The organism is Thiocapsa sp. C2-2m, from assembly GCF_041903745.1.
GTDB classification, from domain to species: domain Bacteria; phylum Pseudomonadota; class Gammaproteobacteria; order Chromatiales; family Chromatiaceae; genus Thiocapsa; species Thiocapsa roseilacustris.
In genome coordinates this window covers 1-22,208 of sequence record NZ_JBBWVD010000004.1, presented here as the reverse complement: position 1 = coordinate 22,208, position 22,208 = coordinate 1, and the positions used below count along the sequence as shown (strand labels likewise).

Below are 22,208 nucleotides of genomic sequence, written 5' to 3'. Positions count from 1 at the left end.
AGGTTATCGTGGTACGTCCCCTATTGCTCACTTCCGTTGTTTGCCTGACGGGAATGCGTAGAATCGAAGCCATTCATCGCATCGCCCGCAAGAGCTCCTGCAAACTCAGCACTCGCGGATCGGGTGAACGCCGATGCAACGTGTTCACTTGGCGGTAAGACCTGCGCGATTCGAACGCCTTAATCTGCTTCGTCACTTCTGGCTCATCCCACTTCCGCCCCGCGTAGGCTGCATCCGGTTCCACTTCAAAGACTGCGTAAATCTCGCCACCAGTCGCACCGGGGTATCCTTTCGCCGTGAGGTCGTTCGCCGAATAGACCTTGTAGCCCGGCTTCGTGAGACGGAACAAACCGGGTGCCACCTTGCCGCTGTGGGTCCGCAGGAGAACATGCCGCGCCGACGCCATCTCTGGCGGGATGTGCCACGTTCCCGGTCGGTTACCCAGCCGCACGTTCGCGATGCCCTTCTCCAGCGTCCATGCGAGTTGTTCCGGCGTGTTATACCAAGCCACCACCACATGATGCTCGGACGGTGGCAGCGCCCGCGTCGTGTCGCTCAACTCATCCCGCTCCGCCAGCACCAGCGATCCATACTGCACCGGTTCCTCCTTCAACGTGTAGCTCTCGGCGATGTGATAGCTCACGCGCTCCTGAGCCGTCGTCCTGTTGCCTAGATGCGCCAGCACTTCATCCAAGAACTTCTCAAGCGCCTCCAAGCCCTGTGCCATCCCGTTCTCGTCGGGTGCGACTCCGAACGCGCCCAGCCCCGGCAAGATTTCGTGAAAGCCTTTCAACTTCACCGCCGCGTTCGCACGCCCCGGATAAAGGACATACGCACCTTGCGAGCGTTTGATGGCGTCACGGTAGGCGTGCATCTTCAGCAAATCCTGCCGCTTGTAGTTACCCTCCACCTCGTCATCGGCGTCATCTGCTCCCTCCGCGCCAAACAAGCCCTCGATGTCCTCCACGCGATACTTCGCGTCGAAATGCACATGCACCAGCAACTCCTGCCGCTCTGCGTCCGCCTCGCTCAAATCTTCCGGCCAAAACGTCAGCGTGTAATCGGGATGCAACCTCCGCGTCCAGCTGCCGCCCGCGTGCCGGTCCTGCGTCACCTCAAAGCGCCGGTTGTAGGCAAAGCGTGCATTCAATCGGCGACTCTGCCCCGCAAACGTGCCGACAAACGGCCCCAACTCCATCCGCTTTCGCAGCCGAAGATTCGGCGAACCTTCCTCCAGCCCTTCAATCAACTCCTCCACCGACGGACGATTTCCACCCCGGCACTTCTGGCAGAACCAGCCTAGCAACTCGAAGAACAGCCAATACTCGTAGAGACTCGCCACGTCGCGTTGCCCCGCGTGAAACAACGCCTCCCCGCCTTCCCACGAAAGCTCCGCTGCCGTGCGAAACCGCAGCCACCAGCGCAGTACCTCGCGATAGCCCGCCTTGCGCTGCAACACCGGACTGCCCAGCGGCGCGAATCGCATCTCGCCCACTTCACGGAACAAGCTGCGCCCCAGCCAATCCTCCACCGTCGCCGCCAGCCGACGCGACAACGCCGCCGATGCGCCCCAGCCCGCACACGACTCAAACACGCCCTGCGCGTGTGTGAGGAATGCCCGGAACTCGCCCAGTGCGAACTTCACAAACCGGTTCTCCAGCGTGTCCAGGTCTCGCGACTTGCGCGGCACCAGAACCCGCTCGGCGACCGACTCCAAACCCAGTTGCGAGCGCAACGGATGCGAAGTCGGAACCTCGCGGCGTGGATTGCCCGTCACCAGTTGCCGCACTGCCGACGGAGTCCAGCGAATCGGTCGGTCGGTGGAAACGGAATCGCTCACCGTGGACAGCCGCTCATGGGGAAAGCTCAGGATGCGTTGCAGCGCGGCGGAGAAATCGGAGCTGTCCAGCGTTTCGCGCAGAAGCTCCAGTTGGATTTGCAACCAGCCCGCATCCGTCCGGTCTTCAAACGTTGAACGGAAGCCTGCCTTTGCCGATGACCGGGCATCCGCCACCAGCCCCGCGATTTCATCCGATAGCCGCCGCAACATCCCCCGGTATTCCGTCCGGTAGTCCAGCTTGAGCGAGCGCACGTCCAGCAATGCCGTCGCCACCGCAGCCTTCACACTGTCCACCTCGCCCTCGACCAATTCCAGCAGCAGCGTGCCGCAGAAGGACCGCGTCTCGATGAGCCCCGCATCCGGTTTTCCTACACCGCTGCCAAGACTGCGGCGACGGCTCGAAAGACTGCAACGCAGCCGCAAGTCGGCGCCGTTGGCGGGAACGACCTCATATTCATACCGCTCCGATTCGCGCAACTGAACGGTTGTCTCCCCATGTTCACGGGCGTCTTCCTCGTCCGTCTCCGCCAGCGGAGCCGTGGATGCGCTCTCCGCATCCTTCACGGGCATCAGGGTGACGTAGGCCACCACTGCGCCGGATGGCGAGCGAAACGGAACGCTGGTATCAGGAAGAACGCGCATGACCTCATGCCTCGGTGAAGGAGGCGAATCCGTTTTCGATCAACAGCCGCCACATCCGGCCAATCTTCTCTGCGCTCAATGGATAAGGCGAACCTGTCGGGACGATGACCGATGGCTCGGCCTTTTTGTCCGTCGAACGCGCTGCTTCTTCTGCCGCCTCGAGCGCATCCGCCCCACGGCCAACCGAGTCGTGCACGCACAGGAACCACAGCTTCTTGAGCACCGGCCCCAACTTGGACCGCGAGCCGTGCAGCTTCGGCAGCAGCTTTTGGAAGACCACACAGTCAAATGCACGGGGGAACCAAGCGGTGTCACCGTCAGCATAATTGCCGAGCAGATTGTAGAAGTGGATGAAGCGCGCCGTCTCGTAGGCCGTGCGGTAGCCAAACTCCGCCCCATGGGCTTGCAGCGTTTTGAAGAACAGCAGCATTTCGGCATCGTAAGCCGCCTTCACATCAGCCGGAACCGCTACTGGGTTCTTGGCCGCATCCACGAACGCCTTTCCAAACGACGCGCCTTTGCCATCGAGCTTGGACAAGTCCGGCTTTGCCGGATTGTCGAGGAAGCCCTCCAACTCCTTAGCGTCCATTCGGAACTCGATGACGTTCGCTCGGTCCAGCACCTTCGGCGAGAACATGTAGGTTGTCTCGTCCACGTTCACCGTGCCGATAATGAAGAGATTTTTCGAGAGCTCGACTGCACTTGGAATTGGTTTCCCGTTTGCTTGGCGGGCCGCTCCATCATAGAGTTGGATTTCCTCCTCGGACTCGATGACCGAAAGAATATCCGCAAAATACCTTTCGACATGGGACAGGTTCATCTCGTCGAGGATGAGGAAGTGCGGGACGTCCGGGCAGTCTTTCGCATGAATAACCAAATCAAGCGCCGGTTTGGAAACGTAGGTTTCCTTGTCCAGGCCGTTCGGATATCCCAGGACGTTTTCATTGCCGGTCCAGTCAGCTCCCACAGGAACCACTTCGTAGCTTCCATCTGTTGAGAAAAGCCACCGTGCGAAAGCCTGAGCGAGTTTAGTCTTGCCTGCTCCGGCTAAGCCGGTTGCTATAAGGAATCTCTTTGACAAAAGGCTTGAGATAAACCGTTGAGCCACAGCCTGTTCAACGTGAAGAAACGAATCTGCAGCGTCCTGTTGAAATAGTCTAACCAATTCCCCGAGTTCTTCTGAACTGGACTTGAGTTCTGATGTCGCGCCTTCTATAGTTGAGCTGGCAATTGAAGGGAGGCTCTCCGTTCGTAACTCAGGCCACCATGTTCGGTATGGAATGAGGTCGGGTTTATCAGATCGTGTTACCAACAGCACAGGCCTCACCTCCGCGTTAGTAGGGGCTACCATAATTAGGCATGAGGCGCAGTTAGGATGCTCGTCTTGCAAGGCCTGAACAATTTGTTCTTCATAGTGCGCCGGGGCGCTTTCGTAACCGGAGATAGTGTCGCCACCGATCACAAACACGGAATGGTTCGCAACGTCGCGGGTGGTGTGGCCATTATGCTGTTTGGAGGTGGCCAACTGTCTTACTCGTGTGGTTCGATCTGCTCCGCCCCCATTGTTTATAGCGCCATTCCCTCTAAGGCCCTCTTCCGCGAACAACTTTTCCAAAGAATGCCATTTTGTTCCGCTTTTGGAAGGAGCATTTACGGCGGCCTGAACCGCGTCGATGAACTGCTGTTTCGTGATGCTCATAACGCCTTTGAGTATCTGGTTAAAGCTTCGATGAAGCCGTCCGGGTATTTTAGATTGCCCTTCAAAGCACGGACGAGAAACCCAGTAATCGCACGGTTAGAGAGTGGTTTTGTCGGGTATTGCAAAAAGGACGATAGTGATGCATGGTTAAAGGGGCCATACGCTCCATCAACGCGCCATACTTTCCCTCTTTCGCCAAATGCCGCATCTGGCCATCGCTGTGTATTGTGGGGATGAAACACTTTTGGACCAATGTCAGATGGAGACAGGAGTCCTTCCGCAATCCATTGGCAAACATTTACCGTAACTGCATTTCCAACTAACTTCCAACGAAAGGAGGGCTTAACCACTTGTTCTGCCGCACTCGTCCAATTCTCGGAGAACCCTTGCATTCTCTCTGCGTCCCGAAGATCGGGTGTCCCAACCAATCCGGAGGGAAATAGAATCGCAGGCGCGGAGGGTATTCCAATTGTTGAGCCGCCTTTCAATGGCGGCAATGCATCGGCAGCCAGCCCAGTTGCATAGGTTCCCTCAGTCCAATAAAAGCCCACCGGTGCTGAGATATCGGTTGGTTTATCTATTGTTGGCGGCGCATCAACCGGTTCGCGGAACAAGACCCCGGCTGGGTTGAGCTTCTTTGAGGCAAGAATGTAAACTCGCTCCCTCCTCTGCGGCACGCCAAAGTTCTGTGAATTCATCACTCGGTAAGCCCACCGGTAGCCAAGATCCTCCAATGCCTCAGTAATATGTTTCATTGCCTCACCACCACCAAGATGAAGCATAAACCTGACGTTCTCCAAGAGGATCCAGTCGCATGTCTTCCTCGCGAGAAGGCGAAACACCTCACCAACCAAGCTGGAACGCAACCCAGCTATTCCGCGTTTATGCCCCGAAGAACTCAAGTCCTGACAAGGAAATCCTGCACAAATAAGTGATATGTCGCTTGGGATGGATCTTATCGTCTTCACATCAGGGCGAATATCAACGCCTGGGAAGCGTTCACGTAATACTGCTTGTGCCTCAGGTAGAATTTCGCAAAGCAACGCGGGCTGAAATCCACCAGCGTGCATTCCAAGTTCCATCCCGCCTATTCCTGCGAAAAGCCCAACGCACTTATTCATGGTGTGGGCTCCAAAGTTGAGATGATTGACCGAGCAACTGCGTAGGCACCCTTTGGGGGGACGGCATTCCCGATGATCTCTGCCAATTTGGTTCTCGATTTTGCTGGTGAGAAATCAAAAAAGTCAGGGAAAAACTGAAGCCTCGCTGCTTCATGGGCTGTTAAGGTGCGGCGCTGCTCAGGGTGGACATAACGCCCCATACACATGCAGTAAAAGCCACTTGTAATCGTTTGCGCGAGTCTGTCCCAACGCAGGCGACCATAGACGGTGTCGTAGCTGTGTGACTTGTCCCGATGGCATGCAGGGCGCTGTTCGTTTGGAAGTTCGTAAAGCTGGTTATCGAAGAGGAAATCGATCCGGTTTTTCGTCTGAGACTGGGGGACTGCGACGCGGTCCACAAGAAGGTCTCGGGGTTTATCCGCAATGTCTTTTATGGCCCATTCGACCGTCTTTTCTGCGATGGAATACTTGAGCTGTATTTCTTCCACACGCACTTCTGCGCCTTTTGTGGCGATCATGATCATGCGCCGTCGACGTTGAGGGACGCCCAATGCAGCGAAATCCAGTATGCCTATATTTACTCGGTAGCCAAGCTCTCGAAATATGGATTCGACTGAATGAACTATGCCGGCGCTATCCCTGAGCGAACCCACAACGTTTTCTACAATTACCGACTGTGGTTTGAATACAACTGCGGCCCGGGCCATGAATTGCATGAGCTGGTTTTTCGGATCACGCCTTCGCGTATAGTTGTTCAAATCTGAATGGCCCTGACAGGGTGGGCCACCGACGAGGATGTCGACTCTTCCGACACCCTTTCGAAGCCCCACCTCAGCGCGTGTAAGCTTCGCCTGCCAATCGCTTTCCAACATCGTTGTTATGTCGGTGCACCGTGCGTCAGCCTGTGGAAAGTTGGCCTTGTAGCAGTCAACCGCCGCAGCATCAAAATCCACAGCCAACGGAATCTCGACGTTGCGCCCAAGATCGTGTGCTGCGAGGACGCAACCTAGAGTAATGCCACCACAGCCACAAAACAGATCGACAATGCGAACTGGATCATTGAAAGAGGCGAAAACAGGCATTTTGCCGAGTCGCAGGAAATCCTTGTCACTGCCTAGTATTTGAATGTCTTTGGTTGATTTAGCCATGAAGTAGTCGCGTGTCGGTGTCTTGTTATGCGGCGAGGCTTAGCTCATTTTCTCCAGACAAACCAGCCCGCGTAGGGCGTATTAGCGACAGCGTAATACGCCGGATGGCAGGGGGACACGCCGAAGTGCTCTAAATTTCGCACCGACAAACTCAACCAAAACGCGCCCGCCAATAGCCCGGCTCGCGATGCAGGTGCATGACGGCGACGACGTATATCTCACGGGCCTCCGCGGCGTACAAAATTCCGTAGGAAGTTCCGGGGACAGTATACTCAATTCGCAGGGTATTCCGGGCAAGAGAGCGCGAAGTTCCTGGGACAGTATACTCAATTCGCAGGGTATTCCGGGCAAGAGAGAAGGGGTCACCATTTAGCTGACCCCGATCAATGGCACGACCTTTTTTCTCGCACCGAAGCACGCTTGTGTCGGTCGGGAAGTGCCACTTTGGTACCGCCAACGCGCCCGCGGTTCTCGTTGAAAGGTCGCGGATTCACTCCGATCCGCGCCAGTCACCCTTCTGGATCAAGGCGGTGGGGCTGCTCCGTCGGGAGTAGACACCCGGCCCCTGGCTCGCTGAGCCCCAGAAAATCGTCGGTGCCCCACCAAAGTCCAAGTAGACCACGGAGGTGGGTGCGGGGCGGGGGCGCGGATCCCTAAAAATCCAGGCGTCCCCGCCCCGCACCCACCCGACCGAGGGATCACAGATCGCTGGCTCGGTGCCATGTTGGCACCGCCCAACCCCGTGCTGGCTCGATGGCGGAGGCGTCTCGGTCACAAGCGTTGCTCCCTGACGAATGTCGGCGGGAGATGTGCCGGCGGCCAATCAGGTCTGGAGGCTGTCCACCAACCCCTTGTCCTGGCTCACCGGCGCATCGCCCATAGCCCTTCAGGCGAAGGCCCGATCGACGTCGAAGTCGGTGCCCTCGCGCAGCATGAAGTAACAGGCCCGTGCCAGCTTGTGCGCCACCGTCTTGATGGCGACCACGCCATTGGTCTTGGCGCGCTTGCGCTGGTCGTAGCGCTTGATCGCGGGGTTGTAGCGCACCGCGAAGTTCGCCGCCTCCAGATAGGCCCAAGCCAGATATTTGTTGCCGTTCTTGGTGTTGCCCCGGCCCTTGCGTTTGCCGTTGGAGAGCCGCTCGCTGCCGACGAGGCGACAGTAGGAGGCATAGTTGCCGACGCGGGCAAAGCGCTCGATCGGTCCGGTCTCCAACAGGATCGTCAACCCCAGCACCTGACCGATGCCGCTGGTGCCGAGCAGATGCCGGTACTCGGGCCGGCCTTTGAGCTGCGCGCAGGCCTCGTGCTCCAACAGATCGATCGCCGCCTCTTGGCCACGCATGGCCAGCAGGGTGCTCTGCACTGCCAGGGCCAAGTGCACATCCGGCAGCAACTCGCCCACGGTCTCGGGCGTCAGGCGCCGGATCGCATTGGCGCTCAGCGAGCGCCCGCGGTTGCGCGAGAACAGGTTCTGCACCGCCAGGACGTTGGCCGTATGCTGCTGGACCAGGCGACTGCGCCGTCGCAGCAGATCGCGCACGGCGCGCTGTTCCTTGGGGTAGATATAACCCTCCGGCAACAGCCCAAGACGCAGCAGCTTGGCCAGCCAGGCGGCGTCGGAATCGTCGTCGCTGTACTTCAGCCCGCTGTACTGCACGATTGCCGCGGTGTTGGCCAAGTGCACCCGATAGCCCGCATCCATCAAGGCGTCGACCAGCCAGTACCAGTTGTACGTCGATTCCACGACCAATCCCGTGATCGCCTCGCGATACGGTGCCAGGGATTCCAGCACCAACGCCGCGTCGTTCGCCAATCGCTTGCGATACACCACGAGGTCCTCTTCGTCCAAAAGGGCCACGACACTATTGTTGGAATGCAGATCGATTCCGCCGTAGAGTTTCATCGTCGACTCCTCCTGCCGGGTCTCCAGCTCAGATGATCTCTTCTACCTTAACTGTAGGCCCGCGGGCGGGGTCGGCTAGATGTTTATCAGATCTTGCCTGTTGCCTCGCGCAATAAGTAAGCGATGGATCTGGCACCCCATCGTTTTCCGTCTTGCACTGCAAACTTCATGAAAGACAGAAGGCAAGCCCCTGCTTTCGCCTTACCCTGCTTTCGACGGTTCGCGTTTAGACTAACGCCCAACTGCGCTGGTAAATATCTCCGACGCCCATTGATCGGCGCTCTTTCCCGCCGCCCTGGCGGCGGCTAGCACTGCGCCATGCACTTCGGGCGCAATGTGGAGAATGAGGTCGCCGCTTAACGGTCTCTCCGGGGCGCGTCCGGTCTTCGCGCAATCCGCAAGATAGAAGTCAATGCCATTGTGGAAATCCTCCGTGAGTTCGCGCACGGTTTCGCCTTCGAAGGTGATGCTATCGACGAGTCCCAGCACCTTCCCCCAGAAGACATTGTCTCGGGCGTCGAATTCCACACCGGCTACATAGCCGCGGTAGCTCAAGGTATTCGGAGTCATGGTACTTTCCCCTGGTCAGCTAACCAGGCGCGAATCTCTTCGACCTGATACTTTTTTGCTTCTTTGCCCGGATGGGGGCGGTGTGCGTGCATTACGGCGGTACCTAACTGTAATGCCACCCGGGAGCCGGAACCTTCGCGCACTTCCCCACCGAGGCCCAGCACCAGCGCTTCGATATCGGAGAACTTCACCGACCCTGACGTGGGCCTGGCGAAGATGGCTTCCAGCGTCTTGCGGTGTCTCGCGTTCATTCAATTATCGCGTTGATGGTCATCCGGGGTTTCCTTCTGGTCGAAGTGACCGTTCGGACGGGGTCCACCCGTGTTCCGACCATGTTCGTCAAGAGGGATAGAAACCCGAACGCGCGGCGGCTGGGGTCAGCGGGAAGCTAGCATCGAAGGAGTTGGCACTGCAAGGGCCAGGTGCGAGCGGCAGGTGGCCGACGGGGGCGAAGCGGGGAGCAATCCGCTTCTTCCCAGGCCCCAGGTAGCGGCCCCGCGTTGGGGTCAAGGGCCTGGCGAGGCATCGCCTCCGACCGGCTCGGCTGGGCCTGGCTGCGTCGCGGGCCAGCCCGCGCCCACGACCTATGGCCCCCGTGGTGTGCGTCGACCGATGCCGACCAGCCAGCGCCCGAATGCGGTTGCGTTGGGTAGGTGTCTGTGGTTCAAAGCGCAAAGCGAGGGAACGCAAAGCGCAGAGCGAGGGAACGACGGAACGGGGTCAAGCGGGAGTTCCGGGGACCGTATACTTAATCCCTTGGAGTTGGGAGTTGCACGCGAAGTAGGCGACGTACTAAGGATATGTCGCCGGTGATGCGCGCCCGGCAACGGGTCATGCGTCGCCGAGAGTTTCCTTCGGCAAACGGCATCGGCAAGTCCTCCGCGCAATCTTCTTGCGCGGCCAGCAAGGCACGGACACACGCCTCCAGCGGTCCCGGATGCCGGTCGATGACGGCGAGCACAGTCGCCGGGTCGATGTCACCCAGATCATTGTGCACGAGCAGGTTGCGAAAGCCGCTGATTTCACGCCATGGAATAGATGGGCACAGCGATGTCTTGCGCTCCGGCAGGAGTTGAGTCGCCTCCGACAGCGTTTGCAGGTTGCGCAGCGCCGCGTCGTCAAGTACCTTGTCCCGGGTCAGGTCGCCGCGCGCACGGATGCGCGCGATCTTGGCAATCGCATCGAGTCTGTGCAGCCCATGAGCCTGCCAGGGCTTGTTCATAGATCGATGGCCTCGTTCAGGACGCGGTCGCGGATATGTCGATTAAGCTTGTGCTCGGGTACCAGATCGACGCGGCGATGGAGCAGATCGGCCAGACCCTCCGTCAGGGGGAGACGCTGGCTGAACATGTCGTACCCGCACGGGAAATCGACTAGAAAGTCCACGTCGCTATCGGGACGCTCCTCGCGCCGGGCGACGGAGCCGAAGACGCGGATCCGGCGTGCGCCGTATCGCTTGCCGAGGGCGAGGACTTGCGTCTTATTGGCGGCGATCTCGTCGAGCAGCATCATCATACCGTCGGGGAAAGAGGGAACGTCACAAGGATATCTCGCGGGTCTCGATTCAATCCACGCGTCGCCGAATCCCGCGGGCCTCTGCGTCGTGCCGGCCTATGCGGCTGCTTGGTCCTTGTCCCTAATTAGTGTGCTAATGAGTGCGACTAGATGCCACCGAATCGTGTCGCTCGGCGGGAGTCTGCGTGGGGCAGTGGTTCCCGGCGGTAGGCTATCCGCCATACCCAAGCCCCCTCCGGGTCACGGGCAACCGCGCCATGAACGACCTTCGCGACCCCGGCAGCGCTCCGAACTCGATGCGGCGATAGTATGATCCCCATCACAACGGCTCTGCCCCCTCGTTCAGGATCGTGAGGTACGCATCGTAGGCAAAGACGCGGTCGCGGCTGCGGCCGGTGATCTCGCGGACGATGCCGAGCCGCTCCAGCGCCTCGATGGCGCGGGCGGCGGTGGGATAGGGCACCGCGGTGCGGGCGGTGAGGTCGTTGATGGTCGCCAAGGGCCGGGGGCGCAGGGCATCGAAGACGCGCAGGGCATTGGCGGCGGCGCGGCCGAGGCACTGAATGCGCTCGGCATCTTGCCGAAACCGCTCGAGCAGCCGGTGCGCGGTGTCCACCGCACCGGTCGCCGTGGCGCGCACGCCGTCAAGGAAGAAGTCGAGCCAGGCATCCCAGTCGCCGTCGCGCCGGGTGGCGTCGAGCAGCCGGTAGTACTCGGTGCGGTGCTGCTTGAAGTAGAGGCTCGCATAGAGCAAGGGCTGCCGCAGCACGCCCTGCTGATGCAGGATCAGGGCGATCAGCAACCGGCCGATGCGGCCGTTGCCGTCGAGGAAGGGGTGGATGGTCTCGAACTGCACGTGGGCCAGCGCCGCCCTTGTCAGCGCGGAGACGGGCAGACGGTCGTCGTTCAGGAAGCGCTCGAGGTCCGCCATGCAGGCTTCGACCAGCGGCGGCGGCGGGGGAACGAAGGCGGCGTTGCCGGGCCGGGTGCCACCGATCCAGTTCTGCGTTCGACGAAATTCGCCGGGTTGCTTGTCCGCTCCGCGCCCTCGGGCCAGCAACCGGTGGTGCATCTCGCGCAGCAGCCGGTTGCAGAGCGGGAACCCGTCCCGCAGCCGCTGTAGCCCGTGCTCCAGGGCGGCAACGTAGCTGGAAACCTCTACCACGTCGTCGAACGGCGCACCCGGGGCCTCCGCGAGTTCGAAGAGCAACAAGTCGGACAGGGATGACTGGGTGCCCTCGATCTGGCTGGAGAGCACGGCCTCTCGCCGGACGTACGCGTAAAGAAACAAGTCCGGCTCAGGCAGTAGGGTGGTGATGGCATCGAGCCGCCCGCAGGCCAGCAGTGCCTGGTCGTGCAGCCGGGCGCGCGCACCGGTGATGTCCAGGGGCGGCGCCGGCGGCAACGATGCCGGAACGAAGGCGCGGACAGTCTCGCCGCCGGCTATGCTGGTCTCGTAGTGCCCTGTCAAGCTTCGCTTCATCGGCTGCTGTTTTCACTGGTGAGAATAGCCGCGGGGCTATTCTCACATAAGCGCCCAGGCGTTAATAGCAGGGCAGGCAACTGATCCCTCACTCGCCAAAGCCGAGCGCCCGCAGGTTGGCGGCGATCGCGGCATCCAGCCTCGCGGCCTCGGCCTGCTGCCCACGCAGGGTCGCGGTGAGCCGCTGCATCTTCTGCGCGAACGACGAGGTCGATGGTGAGACGCCCGGCGGACTGAAAGTCGTACCTATACCGCCACGTCCCGGCACTGTTCGGGGCCTGCGCCTGTCCCGCCATGCCCGCCAAATTGGTCTGGGTGCGCGCCGGATCAATGTGACGCAGGATGTCGTTGCCGCCCTCCCGCTAAAGTGCCTGGACGACACGGTCGCGCCCGTTCAGTGTCGCGCGATACAAGGCGGCATCGACCCGCGTCAGCAGACCTTCACGGGACTCGCCGGCACAATAGCTTGCCACCCCCAAACTGGCCGTCTGCGGTTGCTCCAGACCTGAAAAGGCATGGGTACGCACCGCCGCGCGCAGGTGCTCGGCGCGTTCGACGGCCGCCTCCAGTGTCATACCGGGACAGATGACGAGGAACTCCTCGCCACCCCAACGGCCCAGCAGATCCGAGGCACGGATCGCCGCCGACAGGATATTGGACAATTCGACCAGGACACGATCACCCTGAAGATGACCATAAGTATCGTTGATACGCTTGAAGTGATCGAGATCCAGCATGATCAGCGCGAGTGGATAGGCCGCGTCCTGAGCCCGTTGGATGGCTGCGTCCAGATACTCATCGATCTTGAGCCGATTGGAGAGTCCCGTGAGCGTGTCGGTCGCGGCGAGGCGGGCGAGTTCCGATAGGGCGTGCTGAAGTTCCTGGGTCTTTTTAGTGACCAACCGTTCGAGCACCTGATTACGGGCTTCGAGTTCTTTGATCGGATAGGCTTCGTCCTCACCGTGCGCCTGGGTCGGCAGCGAAAGGTGCTTGTATTCGATCAGCCAGTCGGAGCCATGCCGCGTGAAGATCAGGGTCAATCGCAGGTGACTCAACGTCAGCGTCTGATCGAGCACGGTGGTGTGCAGATCGAGTTCGGCAGAGACAAGGCCAACATGAACCGACAGGATCTGAACATGCGGTGGTCTTTGGAAGCGGTAGGCAATGGGGTTTGGGGCCTGCTCGATATCGCGCCGATAGAGCTGTTCTACTGCAGAGAACGTCGTAGCCGTTTCGTCGCGACCGGTTCCAAAGCCGGTGACTGTCGGGCTGAACAGGGCCAGGGTTCCAGCCAGATCCCGATGGGTGAAATAGGTGTCGAGATAGCGTTGCAACGCCTGCTCGATGGCTTCGCTCGTCGCGGCGGCGCCGTTCGTGGGCGTGATGGGCAACATCGCTGGCTTTAAGAGGGGAACTCGGGAGTTCCGGGAGTCGGGAGTTCCGGGAACAGTATACTCAATTCGCAGGGTGTTCCGGGGAGAGCGCACAGGATGCGGCGAGCGGGAGCGAACCACACCGATTGCCAGCCGCTCAAGAGATCCGGCTCCTTTGTCTTTTGTCACCAAATCCTCCGGGCCGTCGCGTCATCAGCGTCAGTCCAAGCTATTTGAGCATCGCATGGAGGATTCCGGTCTTGAGCACAAGAGATCCGGGGGCTAACGGGCCGCTGCGCCCTCGGCCGAAAGATCCTTCAGCCGATACAGCAGCTCCAAGGCCGCTCGGGGCGTCAAGCTGTCGGGCTCGATTGCCTCCATGGCCCCCAGAAGCGGATGCGGCGGGGCAGGTTCGGGATCCGGCGGGAAGAGTGAGAGCTGGACGGCATCGCGTTCGGCGTGTCGCCGCGCCCCGCTTCCAGTCCGCGTGGCCAGCTCCACCGCGCAGGACCAGGCGAGCGAAAGACCGTCGAAGGTGCTGGTGCCGCGTCCGACCTCGTCCATCAACACCAGGCTCTGAGCGGTTGCGTTGTTGCGCGGAAACAGGGGACGTACCACGGATATGAATGCCGCGTTTCTGCCAAAACGTGCCGCCGATCCGCAGCCATTGCTGACCTTGTCGGCGATGTCCGCTTCCAGGGTCTCACCGGTGCTCCAGCGCGTACGCAGTCGATAGGGCTCCAGGGCTTGCACCTCTTGGAGCTCGGGAAAGAAGTAGCGGCTTATGGGTGGTACTTCCTCGATTCGGCTATGAGCAACTGCCGGTGCTCGGCTGCCCGGGCGAGGATCGGGGCTCGCTCTCGGGCCTGAATCGGGCCGCGCATGGCGAGGGTCTCGAATTCGACGTGCTCTGCAATGGCGCGTCTCGTTCGGTCGTCATGACGGCATTCTCTGCCGCGCAGAGAAGCAAATCCATGGTGGCCGGAAAAGGTTCCAGCCAAATCGCCGAATGTCCGGCCGGAATCAAGGAAACAGGGCCTGCTCGGCGCGTGCGCCGAAGCAGGCCCTAGACGGCGCCATGCAGCAGCGCCGCTGCGGAGGTCGCGTCAGTCTCCGGAGACCTCGCACACACCATTGGCGCCGTGCTTGCCGGTATAGCTGAGCGAGACCGTCTCGTCCGGGTTGATGGAGATGGAGAGCGTGATCCCCGCACCCGTGGCTTCGAAATAGTTGTCGTTGAACTTCTTGAGCTTCGCCTCCTTGCCGTTGAAGTAAACGGGTCCTCCCGCGTCGGCGTGCACCTCGATGTCGCCCGGACAGGTGCCGTTGAAGAGCGGGACACCTGCGTTGGCTGCTCCGGCCAGGGACAAGGCGGCGATGGTGACGGCAATCTTCTTCATGGTCGCTAACCTCTTTGCTGTTCTGTTCGACGATATGAGCAAACCGCCGGACATGGCCGTGCCAGCCGAGCGGGGTGTTTTTCGCGGATCCTGATGCTGTTCGCCGCTGCCGCGATGTCATTGGCGCAGGACAAGGATGACGCCCGTTGGACAAGCCCGGGCGGCGTTGGGTCAGAGCGCGCCTTCGCTGCCGGTATACATCACATTGTTGACCCGCCCGGAACGATCCGCGTAGCAGCGCCAGGGTGCCTCGGCACCCGCCACGGTTGCCTCGACGGTGATCCCGGCCTCGGACTCCGCGACGTCGAAGACGGCGACATCGCTTGCGGATTTTCCGGTTTGTTTGGCGATCGCCGTTCGACAGGCGCGGGCCGGGGCCCCGGTGAGGTCGCCGCCGGTGACGGCCGGGGTTGCGGTGGATGTGGTGGAGCTGCTCTCGACGCAGCCGGCGACGACGAACGACCCGAGCAGCAGCGAGACCGCCAATGGTTTGATCATGTTCTTAAGTCCTCGGTTGTTGACGCGCCCCCTCGGGGGCTTGGAAAAACGGGTCGGCGAATGACCCGAATGGGTGAGCGAGCCACCACCGCGGATGGGGCGGGATCGCCCGATCCGGCACCCGGGCTCGGAGTCGAGGTGCCGCCATGCCGATGCGATGCGCGACTGGAGCATTCGCATCGACTCAATCCTCGGGCCGCGCATGGGTGCGGCCCACATGCCGTAGTAGCCACAGGGCATAGATGGCGTTTGGCAGCACCAGCAGTAGCGGAAAGAGCATCTGGAAGGTGGTTTGGGCCATCTGCGGGTCCGCCGGCGCTCCACCTGAGGCGCCCATGGTGAAGGTGCCGAAATCCCACAGACCATGGGTGATGATGGCGGGCCAGAGGGAACCGGTACGCAGGCGGATCGCGATGAACAGGAGCCCGCTCAGCAGAGCCGCGCCCGATTGGATCACCGAGGTCAGCAGGTGACCGGTGGTGAAGACGTTCAGGCTGTGAATCCCCCCGAACAGGAGCGCGGTGAGCAGGATCGCGGGCCAGATGGCCATGCGGTGGCGGAACGCCTGCAGGAGGATGCCGCGAAACATCAACTCCTCCGACAGCCCGACGAACAAGGAATTGACGAGGACGAAGAAGATCACAGCGATTGGCGGCAGTCCCAGAAGGACCGCTATCGCCAGGAAACCGGCGATATAGAGGGCGGGCAGCCAGAGCAGGCGCAGACTGCCGGCTGCGGGCGCACTCGTGAGTCCCACGTCATCCCAACGCTGCCAGGCGACGACGGCCAGCAGAAAGGCCGCGGCAAGCAGATAGGTCCAGTTGAACCCGTGGGTCACTGCTTCCACCAATTCGGCCTCGCCGCCGGCGCGCAGACGTCCGACGATCAGGGTGATGGCGGTCCAGATGACGAAGGCGCCGAGCGCCAGCAGGATGCGTCGGCTCATGATCACTCGAATCCGTAGCTGTAGGCGGCAGTTTCGCCGCGGGGATCGACAATGGCCCATTGGAGCGAAGGCCATCCGGATGGAGCGACGATGCGAAAGACCCAGTGCGTCGCAATGTCCTCCCCGTATTCGGGCAAGAACCGATAAGAGGGCTCCTGGATGGTCGTAGCGCTCAGCAGCACGATACATGCCTGTGGATCCTCGGCCAGCATCCGCCGCAGAGCCTCCGAGATAGCCGCGTCGGTCGGGGCCGGATCCAGTCTATAGGCATCGGGTGCGGCGCGGACCAGGTCCAGCGCCGAATCATGCCCTTGCCCGGGGCTGCCACGCCCATCCCGGAGGAATGCCTCGAGCGCGAGGCGCAACGCCGCGGCGAATCCGATCCGGCATCCGGCGGTCTGCTCCAGCGCGGCCACATCGCCGGGATCGGCGACGACCGCGAGGTCGGGAAGACCGAGGGCGGCAAGGGCCTCGCACACGGCTGCGGCGGTGGATGTCATCGGAGCTCTCCTCGAAAAAAAGCGACGCGGAATAATCGGGGCCGACCCCGCCCGAGGTTCGGACGGCCCCGAGCGGGCCAGGGGTGAGTCCCGGTCGAGAGGACGTCGCGCCCCGCGCCGTCGAGTCAGCCGATGCGCTCCCCGTCGCCGGCCGTGAGCTGCGCTGCGGCGCTCATTGGGGGCCCCCGCCAGCGGGCCCATTCGGCTGTCCCTCGGGCAGCACGAAGGTCGGGGTCAGAGAGGCCACGCAGGACTTGTCCAGGGGCACCTCGGGATTCTCGATGAAGGCCACGCCCAGATCCCGGGCGAATTGGGAGAAGGCGAGTACCCCGTGCCCGGCCTCGGGGACGACGATGGCCTGGCTGCGGGGCAGGTGGCGGGCCGTCTCCTGGCCCCAGCTGGTGGCGGTCTGGGTGTCCATCTTGCCGGAGAAGACCAGGGTCGGGATGTCCGCCGTCACCGGGTCGTGGAAGCCGGGCCTGAAGTGCTTGGGAAAGAGCTCGCAACTGGTGTAGAAGCCGCCGATCAAGGCCTCCGCCGGCTGGATGGCCTCCGCCGGCCAGAGGTAGTCCTTCTTCAGCCGTGCGCTCATGGCCGCGGCACCGGCGGGGGAGTTGAAGTCCATGTCCTCCTGGCAGGCGTACATCAGGGTCTGGAAGCCCTCCACCAGCATGTAGTCGAGCTTGCGGTTGTCCTTGGAGATGCGGGCGAAGGTGTCGGCCAGGTTCTGCGGCGTCATCATCTCGACGAGGGCGTCGAGGCGCTGGCGGTCGGCCCCCGCGAAGTGCCGGTCGATCATGGCCCGTAGGGCCTCGCCCGTGGGCGCCCCAGTGCGCAGGCGCAGGTAGTCCGAAGCGAAGGCGAGCCGCGCCTGCTCGGTGGGCAGGGCCTTGGCGGCCACCGCCAGCGCGGACTCGAATTGCTCCGTCAGCCCTGCACCGGCGGCCACGGCGGCGCGGTCTGTCTCCAGGCGCTCCAGCACCGTCTTGACGGCATCCGCTTGGATCTGACCCTGCTGGGCGAGGCGGAGCGCCGTCTGGGCGAAGGCCAGGGAGTCGGCATCGAGCCCCTTGAGCCCGGCCAGGGCCGCCTCCGGGGTCTGGGGCGGGGGCAGCTTGCCCTGCATCACGGCGTCGTAGGTGGTGGTCACCCCCTGCTCCAGCTCCGCCACCAGCTTAGGCACGTAGCCCGTCAGGCCCTGGGCTTGGTTCTTGTAGTCGTTGCGCCAGTCCGCCAGGTTCACCAGGGCCTCCCCGTCCACCTTGCCGGCGGGGCCTTCGACCGGCGTCTTGGTGAGCTTGGAGTACAGGGCCCAAAAGCGCACCTTGAGGTTCGGATAGGCGGCGGCGCAACCGGGGTCGGCAGCGCACTGGTCGAAGATGGCCTCGAAGGACTCGGCGGACGGCAGGGCAATGGTGTCGTAGGTCGGCACATGGGGCGGGGCCACCGAGTCCAGGACCACCGAACGCAGCCCTTCGGGGGCGGTGCGCATCACCTCCAGCCCCAGCTTGGTGCCGTAGGAGAGCCCGTAGGCGTTGTAGACCGGGTAGCCCAGGGCGCGCATCACCGCCTGGACGTCACGGGCGTTCTGCTCGGTGTTGATCTTGGAGATGTCGGCGCCGGACGCCGCCAGCTCGTCGAGACAGGCCCGGGTGACCTCGGGTGGCAGTGCCGCACCCTTGCCCCCGGCCTTGGCCGCCGCGGCCAGTTCCCCGGCGTGGTCGGCCAGGGTGGCGAGGCAGCGGGTCTCACGCCCGGCGGAGGCGTCCACCCCGCGCTGATCGAAGGCGACCAGATCGCGCCGCGCCCGTAGGCCCTCGAAATAGGTCGAGGTCAGGGCGACGTTCTCGACGATGCCGATGCCGGGCCCGCCGTGCAGGTGCACCACAGCGTCCGGTGCTGGCACCAGGGAGCGGGACTTGAAGATCATGAAGGTCAGCGGGATGCGCCGGCCCTCGGGCTTGGCGTGGTCCTCGGGGACCGAGACGGTGCCGCAGGCGACGGTCTTGCCCTCGATCTCGAAGGGGGCCAGGGGCCGCGGGCAGGGCGCCGCCTTGACCGGGAAGCGGGCGTCCGCGCCGCCCGCGGCGATGACGGGGAAGGCCGAGGTGGCGGGCTCCGGCGAGGTCAGCGCCAGTACGAATGCAAGGATCTGGTCGGGGGTCATCGTCTACGCCTCGGTTTCAGCGGTGCCCGGTAATGGCCAGCTTAAAGAAGGGTGTCATGGGTCTGGAGGTCGCCACCGTCCCCCGTGCGTCGCGTTCGCGGGGACACAGAGGCGGGGTACTGCTGTGGCGCGGGACCATTTCGCGCACAGCACCTTCCATGGCCCGGGTTCGCCCTCCAGCAGGGTCAACAGGCCGGTTCAAGGCTGATAGGCCGACTCGCGCAGATAACTTCCGGCGACCCAGCCGCTGGCGCCCGAGCCCCCCAGAGGCGCGACCCGGCACCAGCGGTGCCCACCCGACATGCGACAACCGAGGTTACGCAGCAGGGTCCCGTTGTCGACCTCGTCGAGGACCGTCTCGTGCGACGAGGGTCCGGCGCGCACATTCAGGGTGTCGCCCCGCGGGACGCCCGTCACCTCCCAATAGTCCGGCCCGCCGGACAGACCGTCCGCGAAGTCCCCCGTCGGCGCGGCGGAGCTTTGGTGATGGTCGCCGCCGATGTGGATGCTCAGTCTGTAGCTGGCCTGCTCGTCACGCCGGGCGGCGGCGCGCATCAGGTAGACTCGGATCCGGTAGTCGCCGCTGTCGGGCAGGGTTCCGTCGAAGCGGTTGCCGGAGCTGCTGCCGACAAAGATCGCTTCGTCGCTGCTGCCCGGCGGCAAAATGTTGAAGTAGTTCTGCGGATTGTCCGTGTGCAGCTCGACGGTCATGTGCTGTCCGGCCTTGGCACCGAGCACGTAGTCCAGGGTATCCCGACCACGCAGGTTGCCCTTGAGCGTGGTTCCCGAGGTGCCGGCCTTGAATTGCACCCGCTCCTCGCGGATCTCGTCGCCAGCCAGGACGGGCAGCGAGCAGAAGAAGAGCAGAAGCGACAGGCCGAGCGTTTTCATTTCGGGGCTCCGAATGGTGAGTCTGGGGTCGGGAGTGTAAAGATCGTGCACGGAGAGCAACATCGGGGAAATTCCGTCGGGAATTTCCTGACAGCGGCGGCTTCAGTGACCGCAAGGCGGCGGGACGCGTTCATCACGATGACGAGCGGCTTGCGTCGGGCAGGATGAAGGCGGGGGTCAACGCCTCGGCGCACGAGGAGTCTAAGCTGGCCTCGGGGTTATCGATGAAGGCCGCGCCGATGTCGCGCGCGCATTGGGAAAAGGCCAGCGTGCCGTGCCCGGTTTCGGGGAAAAACACCAGCCGGCCCTTCGGCAGCGAGGACACCATCAGAGCCCCCCAGGAGGGCGCCGTCTGGGTGTCGAGCGCGCCCTGCATCACGAGCGTCGGGATCGGCGCGGTGACCGGATCGTGAAAACCCGGGCGCGGGTGCGGCTCGAACTCCTCGCAGAGGTCGAAGAAGCCGGTGTTGATGACGGTCTCGAACCTGCCTGCCAGTCTGTCGGGCCAGCCGTACTCGGCCTTCAGACGGGCGCTGACCGCCGCGGCGCCTTCGCGCGAGTTGATGTCCATGTCCTCCTGACAGGCGAACATGTCGGTCTGGAAGCCTTCGAGCAGGACCATGTCCAGCGCCGAGTTGTCGGCGCCGATCCGGTCGAACACCTGCGCAAGCTGGCCGGCATCCATCATGCGGGAGAGTGCGGCGAGGCGCTGGAATGTCTCGCCGTCGAAGTGCTGCGTAAGCACCGCCCCCAGCGCCTCGCGCGTCCGTGCCCCCGTCCGCAGACGCAGGTAATCGGTTGCGAAGGCCACGCGCCCGCTTTGGTCGGGCAGCGCCCGGGCGGCGGCAAGTAGTGCGGCCTCGAATTCCTCGACCAGCCCGGTCCCCGCGGCGGCGGCACGATCGGCTTCGAGCCGTTCGAGCGCAAGCCGCATCGCCTGTTCGTTGAGCTTGCCCATCTGCACGAGCTTCAGCGCGCCTTGCGCGAAAGCCAAGATATCGCCGTCGAGCCCGGTCAGCCCCGCCATGACGGATTCGTGCGTCGAGTACAGCCGGATACGGTCGGCCTGCAGATCGAGAAGGGTTCGGGGATTGCCGTCCTCCAGTTCCGCAATGATCTTCGGGATGTAGCCGGTCAGACCCTGAATCTGGGCCTTCCAGTCATTCCGGCCGGCGAACAGCTCGAAGAGGGCGTCGGAGCCGATGGTGGCGTCGGGCGTTTCGATCGGCGTGGCTTCGAGCTTTGCCCAAAGCGCCCAGAAGCGGTTGCGTAGGTCGGGATAGGCCGCTTTGCATTGCGGATCGGCCGTGCAGGCGTCGAAGACAAGCTGGATCGACTCGGCATGAGGAACGGCAAGCATGTCGTAGATCGGCACCTGCACCGGCGCCACGCTGTCGAGCACGACCGCGCGCAGCCCCTCGGGCGCGGTGCGCATCACCTCCTGCGCCAGCTTCGTGCCGTAGGAGATGCCGTAGGCGTTGTAGGTCGGGTAGCCCAGCGTGTGCATCACCGCGCGCACGTCCATGGCGTTTTGCTCGGTGTTGATCTTGGAGATGTCGGCGCCGGAGGCCTTGATCTCGTCGAGACAGGCGCGAGTCAGGGTGCGGGTCAGCGCCACTCGGTCGCCGATGCCGCGGGTCGCCTGTACCAGGCCCTCGGGGTTCGAGGCGAGCGTCGCGAAACAGCGCGACTCGGCCGAGGCCGAGACATCCAGGCCCCGCTGATCGAAGGCCACCACATGGCGCCGCGCCCGCAAATGTTCGAAGAAGGTCGAGGTCAACGAGACGCGATTCACGATCCCCGAGCCCGGCCCGCCGTGCAGGTGCACCACGGCATCGGGCGCGGGCGCGAGCGAACGGGACTTGAAGATCATGAAGGTCAGATCGATCCGCCGCCCGTCCGGTTTGGCGTGATCCTCGGGCACGCTGACCTTGCCGCAGGCAACCGTCCGGCCTTCGACCTCGAACGGGGCCAACGGACGCGGACAGGGTGCGGCAACGACAGGATAGCGGGCATCTGCACCACCCGCGGCAATCACCGGAAACAGCGGTTCGGTGGGGGGCGGCGAAGTCAGCGCCAGAACCAATGCGACGATCTGATCGGGGGTCATGGGGGTGCCTCGTTCGTTCTTGTGCAGTCTGCTTCGCGTTCGGCACGACGGACCGGATGCAGAGAGCCGGGAAGATGGCGCGCGTCGCCAAGGGCAGGTGGGGTGATGCACCGCTCGGGGTCGGCCCGGCGTTGGCGGGCGAGACCGGCACCGTTCGGCCGGCCTTGCCGCAGGTCCAGGGTCTCAAGATGGGGGCTGAATCACAGACGGGTCAGTACGCGAGCACCTGGTCCACGACCAGCCGCCAACCCGCCTCGCCGGGCTCCAGGCGGTATTGCAGCTGCCGCATACCGCCGGTGGGCTCGGTGTCGCTGTCCCCGTCCCGATAGATCGGAAAGCGGCGCAGGAGTCGGCCTTCACCCACGGCGAAGGCGTCCCGGCCCCGGTAGCCGACCGTTGCCC

General features: G+C 62.9%; 20 protein-coding genes. All 20 read right to left on the bottom strand.

Going from position 1 to position 22,208, the window contains the following annotated elements; all coding sequences use genetic code 11:
- Nucleotides 1-73: 73 nt before the first annotated feature.
- Nucleotides 74-2,482, bottom strand: coding sequence for a DUF2357 domain-containing protein (locus AADX97_RS03930; protein ID WP_374232102.1), 2,409 nt, complete (start codon nucleotides 2,480-2,482; stop codon nucleotides 74-76).
- Between the two features lie 4 nt (nucleotides 2,483-2,486).
- Nucleotides 2,487-4,181 (bottom strand): McrB family protein, encoded by a 1,695-nt coding sequence (locus tag AADX97_RS03925; protein ID WP_374232101.1) that lies wholly within the window; start codon nucleotides 4,179-4,181, stop codon nucleotides 2,487-2,489.
- Nucleotides 4,178-5,302, bottom strand: coding sequence for a DNA cytosine methyltransferase (locus AADX97_RS03920; RefSeq protein WP_374232100.1), 1,125 nt, complete (start codon nucleotides 5,300-5,302; stop codon nucleotides 4,178-4,180). Before AADX97_RS03920 ends, AADX97_RS03925 begins: the two co-directional genes overlap by 4 nt.
- The gene (locus AADX97_RS03915) at nucleotides 5,299-6,450 is read right to left on the bottom strand and encodes a DNA cytosine methyltransferase (RefSeq protein ID WP_374232099.1); all 1,152 of its coding nucleotides are present in this window, start codon (nucleotides 6,448-6,450) and stop codon (nucleotides 5,299-5,301) included. Before AADX97_RS03915 ends, AADX97_RS03920 begins: the two co-directional genes overlap by 4 nt.
- A gap of 886 nt (nucleotides 6,451-7,336) precedes the next feature.
- Nucleotides 7,337-8,353 carry an IS110 family transposase gene (locus tag AADX97_RS03910; RefSeq protein ID WP_374232098.1) on the bottom strand — a complete coding sequence of 339 codons (1,017 nt, stop codon included), beginning with the start codon at nucleotides 8,351-8,353 and terminating at the stop codon, nucleotides 7,337-7,339.
- Nucleotides 8,354-8,584: 231 nt separating this feature from the next.
- Nucleotides 8,585-8,923 (bottom strand): type II toxin-antitoxin system HicB family antitoxin, encoded by a 339-nt coding sequence (locus tag AADX97_RS03905; protein WP_374232097.1) that lies wholly within the window; start codon nucleotides 8,921-8,923, stop codon nucleotides 8,585-8,587.
- The gene (locus AADX97_RS03900; protein WP_374232096.1) at nucleotides 8,920-9,174 is read right to left on the bottom strand and encodes a type II toxin-antitoxin system HicA family toxin; all 255 of its coding nucleotides are present in this window, start codon (nucleotides 9,172-9,174) and stop codon (nucleotides 8,920-8,922) included. The genes AADX97_RS03905 and AADX97_RS03900 overlap by 4 nt, the downstream gene beginning before the upstream one ends.
- Nucleotides 9,175-9,671: 497 nt before the next feature.
- The gene (locus AADX97_RS03895) at nucleotides 9,672-10,145 is read right to left on the bottom strand and encodes a DUF86 domain-containing protein (RefSeq protein WP_374232095.1); all 474 of its coding nucleotides are present in this window, start codon (nucleotides 10,143-10,145) and stop codon (nucleotides 9,672-9,674) included.
- Complete coding sequence (locus tag AADX97_RS03890) at nucleotides 10,142-10,435, bottom strand: nucleotidyltransferase family protein (protein ID WP_374238730.1); 294 nt, start codon at nucleotides 10,433-10,435, stop codon at nucleotides 10,142-10,144. The genes AADX97_RS03895 and AADX97_RS03890 overlap by 4 nt, the downstream gene beginning before the upstream one ends.
- 322 nt (nucleotides 10,436-10,757) lie before the next feature.
- Entirely contained in the window at nucleotides 10,758-11,921 is a 1,164-nt protein-coding gene (locus AADX97_RS03885) for a Fic family protein (RefSeq protein WP_374232093.1), read from the bottom strand.
- A gap of 362 nt (nucleotides 11,922-12,283) precedes the next feature.
- Complete coding sequence (locus tag AADX97_RS03880) at nucleotides 12,284-13,483, bottom strand: diguanylate cyclase (protein WP_374232263.1); 1,200 nt, start codon at nucleotides 13,481-13,483, stop codon at nucleotides 12,284-12,286.
- Between the two features lie 93 nt (nucleotides 13,484-13,576).
- Entirely contained in the window at nucleotides 13,577-14,047 is a 471-nt protein-coding gene (locus AADX97_RS03875) for a hypothetical protein (protein ID WP_374232092.1), read from the bottom strand.
- Nucleotides 14,048-14,400: 353 nt separating this feature from the next.
- Nucleotides 14,401-14,694 (bottom strand): hypothetical protein, encoded by a 294-nt coding sequence (locus AADX97_RS03870; RefSeq protein ID WP_374232091.1) that lies wholly within the window; start codon nucleotides 14,692-14,694, stop codon nucleotides 14,401-14,403.
- Nucleotides 14,695-14,865: 171 nt separating this feature from the next.
- Nucleotides 14,866-15,192 (bottom strand): hypothetical protein, encoded by a 327-nt coding sequence (locus AADX97_RS03865; protein ID WP_374232090.1) that lies wholly within the window; start codon nucleotides 15,190-15,192, stop codon nucleotides 14,866-14,868.
- Between the two features lie 184 nt (nucleotides 15,193-15,376).
- Nucleotides 15,377-16,138, bottom strand: coding sequence for a lysostaphin resistance A-like protein (locus AADX97_RS03860; protein ID WP_374232089.1), 762 nt, complete (start codon nucleotides 16,136-16,138; stop codon nucleotides 15,377-15,379).
- 2 nt (nucleotides 16,139-16,140) lie between these two features.
- Nucleotides 16,141-16,638, bottom strand: coding sequence for a hypothetical protein (locus tag AADX97_RS03855; RefSeq protein WP_374232088.1), 498 nt, complete (start codon nucleotides 16,636-16,638; stop codon nucleotides 16,141-16,143).
- A gap of 172 nt (nucleotides 16,639-16,810) precedes the next feature.
- Nucleotides 16,811-18,805, bottom strand: coding sequence for an alpha/beta fold hydrolase (locus AADX97_RS03850; RefSeq protein WP_374232087.1), 1,995 nt, complete (start codon nucleotides 18,803-18,805; stop codon nucleotides 16,811-16,813).
- 198 nt (nucleotides 18,806-19,003) lie between these two features.
- On the bottom strand, nucleotides 19,004-19,696 hold the full coding sequence (locus tag AADX97_RS03845) for an SH3 domain-containing protein (RefSeq protein WP_374232086.1): 693 nt from the start codon (nucleotides 19,694-19,696) through the stop codon (nucleotides 19,004-19,006).
- A gap of 133 nt (nucleotides 19,697-19,829) precedes the next feature.
- The gene (locus tag AADX97_RS03840; RefSeq protein WP_374232085.1) at nucleotides 19,830-21,806 is read right to left on the bottom strand and encodes an alpha/beta hydrolase; all 1,977 of its coding nucleotides are present in this window, start codon (nucleotides 21,804-21,806) and stop codon (nucleotides 19,830-19,832) included.
- A gap of 211 nt (nucleotides 21,807-22,017) precedes the next feature.
- On the bottom strand, nucleotides 22,018-22,208 hold a 191-nt coding region (locus tag AADX97_RS03835; protein WP_374238600.1), incomplete at its 5' end, for a hypothetical protein.

Excerpts from the sequence above, each read along its gene's own strand:
- AADX97_RS03885 (WP_374232093.1), bottom strand. The coding sequence starts at position 11,921 with ATGAAGCGAAGCTTGACAGGGCACTACGAGACCAGCATAGCCGGCGGC.
- AADX97_RS03920 (WP_374232100.1), bottom strand. The coding sequence starts at position 5,302 with ATGAATAAGTGCGTTGGGCTTTTCGCAGGAATAGGCGGGATGGAACTT.
- AADX97_RS03910 (WP_374232098.1), bottom strand. The coding sequence starts at position 8,353 with ATGAAACTCTACGGCGGAATCGATCTGCATTCCAACAATAGTGTCGTG.
- AADX97_RS03890 (WP_374238730.1), bottom strand. The coding sequence starts at position 10,435 with ATGATGCTGCTCGACGAGATCGCCGCCAATAAGACGCAAGTCCTCGCC.
- AADX97_RS03900 (WP_374232096.1), bottom strand. The coding sequence starts at position 9,174 with ATGAACGCGAGACACCGCAAGACGCTGGAAGCCATCTTCGCCAGGCCC.
- AADX97_RS03870 (WP_374232091.1), bottom strand. The coding sequence starts at position 14,694 with ATGAAGAAGATTGCCGTCACCATCGCCGCCTTGTCCCTGGCCGGAGCA.
- AADX97_RS03905 (WP_374232097.1), bottom strand. The coding sequence starts at position 8,923 with ATGACTCCGAATACCTTGAGCTACCGCGGCTATGTAGCCGGTGTGGAA.
- AADX97_RS03855 (WP_374232088.1), bottom strand. The coding sequence starts at position 16,638 with ATGACATCCACCGCCGCAGCCGTGTGCGAGGCCCTTGCCGCCCTCGGT.
- AADX97_RS03850 (WP_374232087.1), bottom strand. The coding sequence starts at position 18,805 with ATGACCCCCGACCAGATCCTTGCATTCGTACTGGCGCTGACCTCGCCG.
- AADX97_RS03845 (WP_374232086.1), bottom strand. The coding sequence starts at position 19,696 with ATGAAAACGCTCGGCCTGTCGCTTCTGCTCTTCTTCTGCTCGCTGCCC.
- AADX97_RS03840 (WP_374232085.1), bottom strand. The coding sequence starts at position 21,806 with ATGACCCCCGATCAGATCGTCGCATTGGTTCTGGCGCTGACTTCGCCG.
- AADX97_RS03915 (WP_374232099.1), bottom strand. The coding sequence starts at position 6,450 with ATGGCTAAATCAACCAAAGACATTCAAATACTAGGCAGTGACAAGGAT.
- AADX97_RS03925 (WP_374232101.1), bottom strand. The coding sequence starts at position 4,181 with ATGAGCATCACGAAACAGCAGTTCATCGACGCGGTTCAGGCCGCCGTA.
- AADX97_RS03930 (WP_374232102.1), bottom strand. The coding sequence starts at position 2,482 with ATGCGCGTTCTTCCTGATACCAGCGTTCCGTTTCGCTCGCCATCCGGC.
- AADX97_RS03860 (WP_374232089.1), bottom strand. The coding sequence starts at position 16,138 with ATGAGCCGACGCATCCTGCTGGCGCTCGGCGCCTTCGTCATCTGGACC.
- AADX97_RS03865 (WP_374232090.1), bottom strand. The coding sequence starts at position 15,192 with ATGATCAAACCATTGGCGGTCTCGCTGCTGCTCGGGTCGTTCGTCGTC.
- AADX97_RS03895 (WP_374232095.1), bottom strand. The coding sequence starts at position 10,145 with ATGAACAAGCCCTGGCAGGCTCATGGGCTGCACAGACTCGATGCGATT.